The following is an 11325-nucleotide window of genomic DNA, read 5'->3' as shown; positions in this document are numbered from 1 at the left end:
CGACGACCGATTCGCCGGGGTCCGCGGCGCCCGACACTCGGCGCGTGACCCACCCCGCACGTGCCATCGTGCCCGAGGAGGACGGACCGGGATCGCCGCCGCCCTCGGCGTCTGCCCTCGCGCAGCGCAACCTGTTCGAGGTCTTCGACGAGCGCGACCCCGAGGCGCGCGCCCGCGCCGCCGAGGAGATCTACTCCGGGGACATCGAGTTCCACGACCCCGAGGGCACGGTCCGCGGGCGGGAAGCCGTCGCGGCCAAGGCCGGCGCCCTGCTCGACGACGCGCCCGGGTTCGCGTTCTCCCTGATCCGCGCGCGCCAGAACGCCGGGACCGTGAGCGTCCTGGACTGGGCGTTCGGGCCGGACGGCGGCGACCCGGTCGTCACCGGCACGGACGTCGTGCTCGTCGCGGACGGCCGCATCCGGTCGCTCCACACCCTGCTCGACACCTGAGCGGAAGGACGGAACCGATGATCAGCCCGGTGACGACGAGCTGGCCGGCCCTGCGGGTCGCGGACTGGACGGACACCCGCGAGACCCTGCACATGTGGACCCAGATCGTGGGCAAGATCCGGATGGCCCACGCCCCGCTGCTCAACCACTGGTGGCAGGTGACCCTGTACGTCAGCCCGCGGGGGCTCACGACGTCGACGGTCCCGTACCGCGGCGGGGCCTTCGAGATCGAGTTCGACCTCGTCGGCCACACCCTCGAGGTCCGTAGCAGCGACGGCGGCGCGCGGAGCTTCCCGCTGCGGCCGATGCCCGTCGCCGAGTTCTACGCCCGGACCCTCGAGATGCTCGACGCGCTCGGGATCGAGGCGCCGATCCGCCCGCACCCCAACGAGGTCGAGCCCGCGATCCCCTTCGCCGAGGACCACACCCACGCCTCCTACGACGCCGAGGCGGCCACCCTGTTCTGGCGTCAGCTGCTCCAGGCGAACCGGGTCATCGGCGAGTTCCGCTCGCACTTCGTCGGCAAGGTCAGCCCGGTGCACTTCTTCTGGGGCGCCATGGACCTGGCCTGCACCCGCTTCTCCGGCCGCCCGGCGCCGCCGCACCCCGGCGGGGCGCCGAACTGCGGGGACTGGGTGATGGTCGAGGGCTACTCCCGCGAGCTGTCGAGCTGCGGGTTCTGGCCGGGCGGGGGCGAGGAGGGAGCCTTCTACGCCTACGCCTACCCGGAGCCCGACGGGTTCGCCGACCAGCCGGCCGGGCCCGAGGGCGCGTTCTTCAGCCGCGAGTTCCAGCAGTTCCTGCTGCCCTACGAGGTCGCGCGCGCCGCACCCGACCCCGACCGCGCGGTCGCCGAGTTCCTGCACGCCACCTACGCCGCCGCGGCCGATCGCGGGCACTGGGACCGCGCCGCGCTGGAGGACGACCCGTTCCGGTGGACGCCACGCTGATCCCGGTCGGGGTCGCGTCCTGCGACCCCGACCAGGCACATCAGTCGGTGGCGACACCCATCGCCGCGGCCAGCCGCAGGTGCGTCGCGGCCTCGGCGTGCCGGGACCGGCGCTGCAGCGTGCGGCCCAGCAGCAGGCGGGCGTAGCCGTCGGCCGGGGCGTCGGCCAGCAGGTCGCACAGGGTCTGCTCGGCGCGCTCCAGCTGTTCCGGGCTGCTAGCCTCCTCCGAACTGCTTGCATCTCGCAATCACCGAGGAGTGCCCATGGCGGACACCACCTGCCACATGTCGATCTCGGTCGACGGCTTCGCCGCCGGGCCGGACCAGAGCCGCGACAACCCGCTCGGGATGCGGGGCGTCGAGGTGCACGGGTGGCACATCGGCGACCCCCGGGCGAACGAGGCCGACGAGGTCGCGACCGGCTGGCTCATGCGCCCCCGCGGCGCGTACGTGATGGGCCGCAACATGTTCGGGCCGGTCCGCGGCGGGTGGGACGAGGACTGGCGCGGCTGGTGGGGGCCCGAACCGCCGTACCACGCGCCGGTGTTCGTGCTGACCCATCACGCCCACGACCCCGTCGAGATGGAGGGCGGGACGACGTTCCACTTCGTCACCGAGGGGTTCGACGTCGCCTACGCCCGCGCGTCCGAGACCGCGGGCGACCGGGGCGTGGACATCGCCGGTGGCGCCTCCACCGTGCGCCAGGCGCTGATCGCGGGCGTGATCGACGAGTTCACCCTGGACATCGCCCCCACCCTGCTGCACTCGGGTGAGCGCCTGTTCGACGGCGTCGAGTCCTTCGACTTCGAGCCCGTCGAGGTGCTCCAGTCGCCGCTGGCCACGCACATCCGCTACCGCCGGGCCGGCGCCGGCTGACGGTCGCCGCCCGCCATGATCAGGGGCGCCGCTGTGCACCTCGGGTGTCGCCGGAGGTGGATGGCGTCGCTCGTGATCTCGGCGCCCTCCCCGGGTCGCCGATCCACGCGGGACGATGCCGGGGTGACCGCGGCGTCGTCGTACACGGACCGGGCGCCGGCGCCCGCGCTCGCCGGGCTCGCGTCGTCGGTGTGGATCCAGCAGGTCGGGGCGCAGCCGATCGCCCAGCGCCACGTGCCCCACGGCGGCGCCGAGGTGCGCTGCGTCCTGGGCGAGGAGCCCCGCCTGCTGGGGGTGCTGACCGCGGCGACCCACCGGGACGCCCCGGCCGGCGGCACCGTGATCGGGATCCGGCTGCGGCCGGGCATGCTGGGCGGCCTCGCCGGGATGCCGGCCGACGAGGTGACCGACGAGGACCTCGCGGGCTCCGAGCTGTGGCGGGACCTCCCGCGCCTCACGGACCTGCTCGGCGCCGCCCCGTCCCCGCAGGCCGCGCTCGAGCGGTTGCAGGTGTTCGTCGCGCGCGCGATCGGTGACCCGGACCCGGTCGTCGACGAGGCGGTCCGGCACCTCATGCCGTGGCGCGGCGGGACCACGGCGCTCCCCGAGCTGCTGCCGGTGTCCGAGCGGCAGCTGCGGCGCCGGTGCCGTGCCGCGGTCGGCGTCGGGCCGAAGGAGCTCCAGCGCATCCTGCGCTTCCACGGCTTCACCGCCCGCGTCCAGGCCGCGGTCGACCGGGGCGCGCCCGGGGACCTCGCGGGGTGGGCGGTCGACGCGGGCTTCCACGACCAGGCCCACCTCACGCGGGAGTGCCGCCGGCTCACCGGCGTGACACCCGCGGAGTTCCTCGGGCAGTACCGCGACGCCTGCGGCGGCGCCGACGACCACGACCACGCGGCGGCGTACCTGCCGATGCTGCGGGCACATGGCCGTTCCGTACAAGAGCGCGCGCGGCGCCCGGCCTAGCGTCCCCACCCATGATCCTCGTGACCGGCGGCCTGGGCTCGATCGGCTCGCACACCGCGCGGGCGCTGCTCGACCTCGGGGAGCCGGTGGTGCTCACCGCGCACCGCTCGACCCGGCTGCCGGACTTCCTCGCCGACGAGCCGCGCGACCGGGTGGTCGTCGAGCCGCTCGACACCACGGACGCGGCGGCGTTCCTCGACGTCGGCGCGCGGCACCGCATCACGGGCATCGTCCACCTCGCGGCGGCCCCGCACGACTCGCCCGACCCCGTCGCCTACCTCCGGGCCGAGACGACGGCGCTGCTCAACGCGCTCGAGGCCGCCACGGCGTGGAGTGTGCGGCGGTTCGCCGTCGCCAGCACGATCGCGGCGTATGTGGGGGTGGACGACCCGCCGTGGCGCGAGGACGCCCCGCTGCCCACGGTGGCGCCGCACCAGATCCCGGTGTTCAAGAAGGCCGCCGAGCTGTTCAGCACCCTCGCCGGCGCCCACGCCGGGTTCGACGTGGTCACCCTGCGCATCGGCACGATCTGGGGCCCGCTCGGGCTGCCCGACTCGCCGTTCTTCGCGCTCCCGCGGCTGCTCCGCGCGGAGCTCACCCTGCCGCCGGGACACAGCACGGGCCGCCCTCCCGAGGGGCACCTCGACATCGGCCGGCTGGCGCGCGACACCGGTTTCACCCCCGCCTACGACGTCGGGCGCGCCGTGCCCGACTACGTCGCCTGGCTGCGGACCCACGAGGCATGAGGAGCTCGCCATGGCACGTGTCGTGATCCAGGCCGTGGTGTCGGTGGACGGCTTCATCGCCTTCCCCGACGACACCGTCGGACCGTTGTTCGACTGGTACTTCAACGGCGCCTCCACCCTGACCGCCCGGCCGAGCGGCTGGACGTTCCGCGTGTCGCCCGCGTCCGAGGAGTACCTCCAGCCGATCTGGGACGCCGTCGCGGTCACCGTCATCGGCCGGCACCTGTTCGACACGACGAACGGATGGGACGGCAAGCCCGCCGCCGGGGAGCAGCTGGTCGTCGTCACCCACCGGCCCCTGCCCGAGGACTGGGTCGCGGCCCACCCGGACGCCCCGTTCCACACCGCCGGGTCGGTCGAGGACGGGATCGCGCTGGCGAGGGACCTCGCCGGTGACGGGCTCGTCGTCGTCTCCGCCGGGGACCTCGGCGGGCAGGCGTTCTCGGCGGGCCTGGTCGACGAGGTGGCGATGGACGTCGTGCCGGTCGTCCTCGGCGAGGGGGTCCGCTTCTTCGGCGCGCACACCGGGGCCGTGCTGCTGGACGACGCCGACCGGATCGTCCAGGGCGACCGCGTCCTGCACCTGCACTACACCGTCAGGACGGGGTGACCGGCCCGGTCAGAGGGTCTCGCGGATCCAGTCGGCGATGGTGCCGGTGGCGGCGGGCATGTTGTCGGCGCTGACGTGCTCGACGCCGCCCTCGCGCGCGGTGAACCACTTCAGCTCGCGCCGCGGGCTGTTGACCGCGGTCTCGTACTGGGCGACCGCGTACTCGCGGGGGATCTGCCGGTCGTTCGCGCCGTGGGTGACCAGGAACGGCACGGTGATCCTCTCGGTGACCCCGACGAGGCTCATCGACGGCGCGAACTGCATGAACTCGTCGAGGCTCTCCTTGCCGAACACCCACTGCACGTGGTCCCAATAGTGCGGCACCGGCCGGTCGCCCTCGCGGGCGAGGCGGCGCTTCTGCAGCTCGCCCCAGTCGTAGTTGGCGCCCCAGGCGACGCAGACGCGGAAGCGCTTCTCGAACGCGGCGGCGCGCGGCGCGTAGTAGCCGCCGAGCGACCAGCCGATGACGCCGACGCGGTCGCCGTCGACGTCGTCGCGGGTCTCGAGCCAGTCCACGCACGGCCCGGCCCAGTGCTCGCTGTCGTGCCGTCCGGTCAGCCCGCGCAGCCGCAGCGCCTCCCCGCTGCCGGGGTGGTCGACGATCAGGGTCGACACGCCCCGCCGCGCCAGCTCCCGGGCGATCCCCGACCCGTGGACCATCTCCTTGGTGCTGTCCAGCCCGTTGGTGAAGACCATGCAGGGCGCCGGCCCGGACACGCCCTGCGCGGCGACGAAGAGGGCGGGCATGCTCGTGTCCCCGTAGGGGATGTCCACCCGGACCGTGTCGTGCCGGTCGAGCGTGATGGCCTTCGCGAAGGCGTCGAGCATCGCGCGGTAGGCCTCCCGGCGCGGGGCGTAGTGCCTGCTCTGCAGGCGTTCCGCGGTCAGGTAGTGCACGGCGGCGCGGTAGTACCGGGCGCCGGCCGAGAGCGACCGCCCGGCGGCCTCGTCCTCCTGCGCGAGCCCGGCGAGACGGTCGGCCACCGCGGTCCAGGAGCGGAAGAACAGCTCGGTGCCGGCGTCCTCACCGTCACGGGCGGCCTCGAGCACCGGCGCGCACGCCTCGTCCACCTCGCTGATGTGCGCGCCGGTGTTCAGCGCGATGTTGACCGACAGGTTCCACACGTAGTTGCCGGGGAACATCTCGAACACGGCGTGCTCCTCTCACCAGTGGATCGGGGGCAGTCCCGGGACGGGGGAGGGGAAGGTCGGCAGGGTCGTCCCGCGCAGGCTCCCCAGGTAGACCTGGTCGAGGCCCGGGCCGCCGAAGGTGACGCTGGCGAGCCAGGGGGCGAGGGTGCCGCCGGTGCGCGACAGGGTCTCGAAGCTCACCGCGGTCCCGCCGGCGAACTCCGCCTCGAAGGCCGCGGTGGCCTCCGGGTCGCCGTCGGCGAACAGCTCGAGGAGCTCGCCGTCGGGGGTCAGCGCGACCAGGCGGTCGGCGAAGATCATCGTCGCCCACAGGTTGCCGTAGCTGTCGAAGGTGATGCCGTCGACGACGCCGTCACCCAGCGAGCTCGGCCCGAACACCTCGCGCTCGAGCACGGTGGCGTCGTCGGCGAGGCGCAGGCGGCTCACGCGCTTGCCGGTCGTCTCGGCGACGTAGAGCCACTGCTCGTCGGCGTCGAAGCGGATCTCGTTGGTGAAGGCGAAGCCGTCGGCGACGACGCGCAGGCCGCGGTCGTCGAGGACGGCGACGTAGCCGTCGGCGACGTGGCGGCCGATCGCGTCGCTCCACGGGTTCACGCTCGTCGACACCGTGATCCAGATCCGGCCGCGCCGGTCGCGGATCACGAAGTTGACCTTCCCGAGCGGCTGCCCGTCGATGGTGTCGTGCAGCGTGCGGACCCGGCCGTCGCGGTCCATCACCTCGAGGGCGTCGGTGCCGAAGTTGGCGATCAGGATCTCGCCGTCCGCGGCGAAGGCGAGCCCGTTGGGCAGCGTGCCCGACAGCAGGCTCCCCGCCATGTCGTGGGCGGTGTCGAAGTGCTCCGACGGGCGCGCCGCGACGAGGTCCTGCGTGCCGTCGGGGTGGATCCGCACGACGCCGCCCCGCGCGTCCGCGGTCCAGAGCGTGCCGTCGCGCTCGGCGAGGATGCACTCCGGCCGCTGGAGGTCGCGCCCCACGGTGCGGACGAGGGTGGGATCGAACTCCCAGGTCAGCAGCGGGTTCGAGGCCATCAGAAGGGCTGCGCGAGCTGCGTGAAGGCCTGGCCCATCAGCCCGGCGTGGTCCGCGCCGGGCGTGCCCGGGTGCGTCTCCCAGTAGCTGATCTGCGCCGAGGTCTCCACGACGTACCGGCACCGGTCGAACCGGCGCTTGGCGAAGGTGCGCAGGCCGTCGTCGATGCCCGCCCCGGCGCCGAGCTCCTCGCCGAGGGCGACGGCGTCCTCCAGGCACATCGCGGCCCCCGCCGCGAGGTGCGGGGTCGTGGCGTGGGCCGCGTCGCCCACCAGGAGGACCCGGTCGCGGTGCCACGGCTCGGGGACGAGGAGGTTCTCGAAGACCGTGTAGTTGATCGGCGTCGTCTCGTCGACCGCCGCGCGCGCCGTCGCACCGAACCCGCCGAACGGCTCCAGGCGCTCGCGGACGGCCGCCGCGGCGTCCGGGCCCGGGCGGAAGGCCTCGTCGATCGGGAAGAGGACGTACATGTACATGCTGTCGGGCCCGGTGGGCGTGAAGCCGACGGTGGTCTCGGGGTCGCCGACGAGCTGGCACTCGGTGGTCAGCGCCTCCGGTCGCGGCAGCACGACCCGGTAGATGCCCTGGCCCAGGAACCGGATCGGGACGTCGCCGACGACGAGCCGGCGCACGGTCGAGCGCAGCCCGTCGGCGCCGACGACGAGGTCGTAGCGCGCGCTCCCGCCGTCGTCGAGCGTCACCGTCGCCGAGCCGGCGTGGTGCTCGACGCCGGCGACCGCGGTGCCCGTGCGCATCGTGACCCCGGCCCGCTGCGCGCGGGCGAGCAGGATGCGGTGCAGCTCGGGGCGCATCATCCCGACCATGCCGGGGTGGTCGGTGCCGACCGCCTTCGGCAGCGGGAAGCGCGTGATCGCGTTGCCCGCCGGGTCGAAGAGCTCGAAGTCGTCCATGGCGTAGCCGGCGGCGGCGCACTCCTCGTAGACCCCGAGCCGCTCCAGCGCCCGCAGCGCGGCGCCGATGAGCGTGATGCCGCTGCCGAGCGCGTGGATCTCCGACTCGCGCTCGACGAGCTCGACGTCGATGTCCCGGGACGCGAGGGCGGTGGCGGTGGCGAGCCCACCGATCCCGCCCCCGACGACCAGTGCCCTCGTCATGGCGCTCCTCCTTCGGCGGCTGTGCCGACGACGCTAGGGGCGTCCGGTGTGTCGCAGTTAGCGACGCGTGTCGATGCGAGCCATCGACCGCATCGATCGCCCGGAGCGTGCTCGTCAGCCGTCCATGGCCGCCGCGGCGCGCCGCACGCGGTCGCGCAGCCAGCGGTGCGCCGGGTCCGCGTCGGTCCGCGGCGACCAGAACATGGCCTCGGTCATCGGCGGGACGTCGAACGGCGGGTCGAGCAGCCGGATCGGCAGGTGGGACGCGAAGTAGGTGGCGAGACGCTCGTGCAGCAACGCCATCAGGCGCGTGCCCGGCAGCATCAGCGGCTGGATGACGAAGCTCTGGGTGTGGACGTCGACGTGCCGGTCGATGCCGAGGCGGCGCAGCCGCAGCTCGCTGATCGTGACGCCCGGCGCGCCGTCGTAGGCGAGGTACGGGAGCGTCCGGAACTGCTCCTCGGTGATCTGCTCGCCGACGTCGGGGTGGTCGCGGTCGACGGCCACCACGAACCGCTCGGTGAACAGCGGCGCGGACCGCACCTCGGAGCTCCGCGCGGCGAGCTCCGTGGGCAGGATGAGCAGATCGAGCTCCGAGCGGGCGAGGCGCTCGTCGGAGTCGGAGGTCGCCGGCCGCACGTTGAGGCGCAGCTTCGGCGCCTCCGCCTCGAGCTGGGCGAGCAGCGGCTGCAGCAGCACGAGCAGCACGTAGTCGCTGGCCATCAGCGCGAAGGTGCGCGAGTCGGTGCGCGGGTCGAACTCGCGGGTCGCGCGCACCGTCGACTCGATGGTGTCCAGCGCGTCGCGGATGGGCCCGACGAGCTCCAGGGCCGTCGGGGTCGGGGTGAGCGACCGGCCCTCGCGCACGAGGAGCGGGTCGTCGAAGAACTTCCGCAGCCGCGCCAGCGACGCGCTCATCGCCGGCTGGCCCACCGAGAGCCGCTCCGCGGCCCGGGTGACGTTGCACTCGGCGATCAGGACGTCGAACGCGACGAGCAGGTTGAGGTCCAGCTGCGGCAGCAGGGAGTCGCGGTCCATCGTCGGCGCCACCTCCTCCGCGGGGCGACGACGTTACCGCGAGCGGCGCCCGGTCATCGACGTGATCGATTTCGGACAGCCAGCGGGAGGCTGTCGAACCCGCGCAGCATGCGGTTCGGCTTGCGGACCGGCGACCCGGCGAGGCGGACCTCCGCCGCGTTCGCCACAAGCTCGGAGAGCACCACCCGCCCGATCAGCCGGGCCACCGGGGCGCCGAGGCAGAAGTGGACCCCGCGCCCGAAGGCGAGGTGCTCGTTCGGGCTCCGGTCGACGAGGAACCGGTCGGGGTCGGCGAACCGGCGCGGATCACGGTTGGCGCTGCCGAAGGCGGCCATGACCCGCGACCCGGCCGGGAGCGGGACGTCGGCGACGGTGGTGTCGGTGGTCGTCACGCGGAAGAACCCGGGCTGGACCGGCGACTCGAAGCGCAGGCACTCCTCGATCGCCGACGGCACCAGCTCGGGCCGTTCCACGAGCCGGGCCCACTGGTCGGGGTGCGTCGCGAGGGCGTGCGCGAGGTTGCCCAGCATGTTCACCGTGGTGTCCATCGCCGCGACCAGGATCCCGCCGAGCAGGGAGACCACCTCGCCCCGGGCGAGCTCGCCCCGGCCGCCCGCCTGCACGATCCGGTCGGCCCACCCGTCGGTGACGTACTCGCCCTCCGCGGCGATCCCGGCCACGAAGCCGAAGAGCCCGCCGGTGGCCTCCGCGAGGGCGGGCGTCGCCCCGCCGGCCGGGCACCCCATCGAGTCGAAGATCGTCGACGCCCAGCGGCAGTACTCCTCGCGGTGGCGGTCGGGGTAGCCCATGAGCTCGGCCATCACCGTCGTCGGCACCGGCTGCGCGACCTGCGCGATCCAGTCGACCTCGCCCTCGGTCAGGGCGCCGTCGAGCGCTGCGCGCACCAGGTCGCGCACCCGGGGTTCCAGCGCGCCGATGGCCTTGGGGGTGAAGTCGCGGGCGACGGCGCGGCGGACCCGGGTGTGGTCCGGCGGGTCGGTGGAGAGGATGACCCCGCCCTCCTCGGGCGTGGCGACGGGCTCGAGGCCCGCTCCCTGCGCCGATGAGAACGTCTCCCAGTCGCGCAGGACCGCGGCGACGTCGTCGTACCGGGAGATCAGCCAGACGCCGTACCGGTCGAGACGGACACAGGGCGCCTCGTCGCGCAGGGCGGCGTACGCGGGATAGGGGTCGTCGCGGAGCTCGGGGGCGAACGGATCGAAGGCCGACCCCGCCGAGGGACCCGAGATCGTCGTCACCGGGGGCTCACCTCCGGCGTCTTCGCGGCCCACGGGTTGGTGAGGTCCTCGTGCAGCTGCGGCGACACCCCGTCCTCGGTGCCCGCCATCCCGGCCGCCGACGGGAAGGCGTCCATCATCGAGTCGGGCATGTGCCAGTTGCGGAAGAAGTCGTTCGACCCCTGCGAGGGCCGCCACGTCCGGGCGCGCCAGTCCGGCACGTAGTTGCGGTAACCGCCGGAGTTGAGCTCGACCCGCAGGTTGCTCGGCTCCCGGAAGTACAGGAAGTTCTGTTCCCCGATGCCGTGGACCGACGGCCCGTACTCGATCGGCGTGCCGTTCTCGATGAGGATGTCGGCCGCGCGGTTGAGGTCCTCGGGATGGTCGGCCCAGAACGCGATGTGGTGGACGCGGCCGGCGGTCGGGGACGTGTCGATGACGATGCCGAGGTCGTGCGACTTCTCGTTAGTGGTCAGGACCGAGAAGACGGTGACCGGCGCGTCCTCGAGGTCGGTGAAGGCCATGACGCGGAACCCGAGGACGTCGGAGTACCACTGCGCGAAGCCGCGGACGTCCGACGCCGCGATCGTCACGTGGTCGAGGAACCGCGGCGCCGCGCCGTGGCTGCTCCGCCGCTCCGGGCGGTCCGGGTAGGTGGACTCGTGGCCGGGCTCGGCGGTGAACGCCGGGACGTCCCAGACCAGGCTCATCCGGTGCCCGAAGGGGCCGACGAAGGTGAAGGTGCGGCCCTGTGCGGGCCGGTCGTCGCGCCACTCGCCCCGCACGCCCGCCGCCTCCACACGCCCGACGAGATCGTCGAGGGCGCTCTCGCTGTCCGCGCGCCACGTCATGTCCGCCAGCCCCGCGTCCGGGCCCGGCGCGACGACCACGCTGTGGCGGTAGTGGTCGCCCCAGCAGCGCAGGTAGACCTTCCCGTCGGCGCGGTCGACCACCCGCAGGCCGAAACGCTCCACGTAGAACGCGACCGACGACTCGACGTCCGGGCTCGTGATCTCGAGGGAGATCAGATGGCTGAGCAGCCTGGGCATGCCGTTCCTCCCGTGCACGCGGGGTTCGGCGCCGTGCCGACCGTGCGGGGAACGCTATTTCGCCCGTCAGATCGCCGGAAACAATTGTTGTCGATTTCTGGCATC

General features: G+C 73.6%; 13 protein-coding genes. 6 read left to right on the top strand and 7 right to left on the bottom strand.

Features of this window, described 5'->3' with window-relative positions:
* Nucleotides 1–44: 44 nt before the first annotated feature.
* Together WCD58_RS21275 and WCD58_RS21270 are read left to right on the top strand one after the other, a co-directional pair.
* Nucleotides 45–452 (top strand): nuclear transport factor 2 family protein, encoded by a 408-nt coding sequence (locus WCD58_RS21275; protein ID WP_337705067.1) that lies wholly within the window; start codon nucleotides 45–47, stop codon nucleotides 450–452.
* A gap of 17 nt (nucleotides 453–469) precedes the next feature.
* Entirely contained in the window at nucleotides 470–1402 is a 933-nt protein-coding gene (locus tag WCD58_RS21270; protein WP_337705066.1) for a DUF5996 family protein, read from the top strand.
* Between the two features lie 40 nt (nucleotides 1403–1442).
* Here the strand turns inward: WCD58_RS21270 and WCD58_RS21265 are convergent, their stop codons facing one another.
* On the bottom strand, nucleotides 1443–1649 hold the full coding sequence (locus WCD58_RS21265) for a hypothetical protein (RefSeq protein ID WP_337705065.1): 207 nt from the start codon (nucleotides 1647–1649) through the stop codon (nucleotides 1443–1445).
* 16 nt (nucleotides 1650–1665) lie between these two features.
* Here WCD58_RS21265 and WCD58_RS21260 point away from each other — a divergent pair, with 16 nt between their 5' ends.
* From WCD58_RS21260 to WCD58_RS21245, 4 genes are all read left to right on the top strand, one after another.
* On the top strand, nucleotides 1666–2277 hold the full coding sequence (locus WCD58_RS21260) for a dihydrofolate reductase family protein (protein ID WP_337705064.1): 612 nt from the start codon (nucleotides 1666–1668) through the stop codon (nucleotides 2275–2277).
* Between the two features lie 123 nt (nucleotides 2278–2400).
* Nucleotides 2401–3243 (top strand): AraC family transcriptional regulator, encoded by an 843-nt coding sequence (locus WCD58_RS21255; protein WP_337705063.1) that lies wholly within the window; start codon nucleotides 2401–2403, stop codon nucleotides 3241–3243.
* Between the two features lie 11 nt (nucleotides 3244–3254).
* Nucleotides 3255–3989 (top strand): NAD-dependent epimerase/dehydratase family protein, encoded by a 735-nt coding sequence (locus WCD58_RS21250; protein WP_337705062.1) that lies wholly within the window; start codon nucleotides 3255–3257, stop codon nucleotides 3987–3989.
* Nucleotides 3990–3999: 10 nt separating this feature from the next.
* Entirely contained in the window at nucleotides 4000–4599 is a 600-nt protein-coding gene (locus WCD58_RS21245; protein WP_337705061.1) for a dihydrofolate reductase family protein, read from the top strand.
* 9 nt (nucleotides 4600–4608) lie between these two features.
* Here WCD58_RS21245 and WCD58_RS21240 read toward each other — a convergent pair whose 3' ends face one another.
* The 6 genes from WCD58_RS21240 to WCD58_RS21215 all read right to left on the bottom strand — a co-directional run bounded on the left by WCD58_RS21240 (nucleotide 4609) and on the right by WCD58_RS21215 (nucleotide 11220).
* Nucleotides 4609–5742 (bottom strand): alpha/beta hydrolase family protein, encoded by a 1134-nt coding sequence (locus WCD58_RS21240; protein WP_337705210.1) that lies wholly within the window; start codon nucleotides 5740–5742, stop codon nucleotides 4609–4611.
* A 21-nt stretch (nucleotides 5743–5763) separates the two neighbouring features.
* Nucleotides 5764–6780, bottom strand: coding sequence for an SMP-30/gluconolactonase/LRE family protein (locus WCD58_RS21235; protein WP_337705060.1), 1017 nt, complete (start codon nucleotides 6778–6780; stop codon nucleotides 5764–5766).
* Nucleotides 6780–7895, bottom strand: a complete 1116-nt coding sequence (locus tag WCD58_RS21230) for an FAD-dependent monooxygenase (RefSeq protein ID WP_337705059.1) — start codon at nucleotides 7893–7895, stop codon at nucleotides 6780–6782. The genes WCD58_RS21235 and WCD58_RS21230 overlap by 1 nt, the downstream gene beginning before the upstream one ends.
* A 114-nt stretch (nucleotides 7896–8009) precedes the next feature.
* Nucleotides 8010–8933, bottom strand: a complete 924-nt coding sequence (locus tag WCD58_RS21225) for a LysR family transcriptional regulator (RefSeq protein ID WP_337705058.1) — start codon at nucleotides 8931–8933, stop codon at nucleotides 8010–8012.
* Nucleotides 8934–8986: 53 nt separating this feature from the next.
* A complete protein-coding gene (locus tag WCD58_RS21220; RefSeq protein WP_337705057.1) occupies nucleotides 8987–10192 on the bottom strand; it encodes a cytochrome P450 in 1206 nt (401 codons plus the stop codon).
* The gene (locus WCD58_RS21215; RefSeq protein WP_337705056.1) at nucleotides 10189–11220 is read right to left on the bottom strand and encodes a VOC family protein; all 1032 of its coding nucleotides are present in this window, start codon (nucleotides 11218–11220) and stop codon (nucleotides 10189–10191) included. Before WCD58_RS21215 ends, WCD58_RS21220 begins: the two co-directional genes overlap by 4 nt.
* Nucleotides 11221–11325 lie beyond the last annotated feature (105 nt).

Origin of the sequence: Actinomycetospora flava (assembly GCF_037400335.1) — a bacterium.
Lineage (GTDB): Bacteria > Actinomycetota > Actinomycetes > Mycobacteriales > Pseudonocardiaceae > Actinomycetospora > Actinomycetospora flava.
Note: the sequence above shows the minus strand (reverse complement) of the source record. Positions and strands in the feature narration are given on the sequence as shown.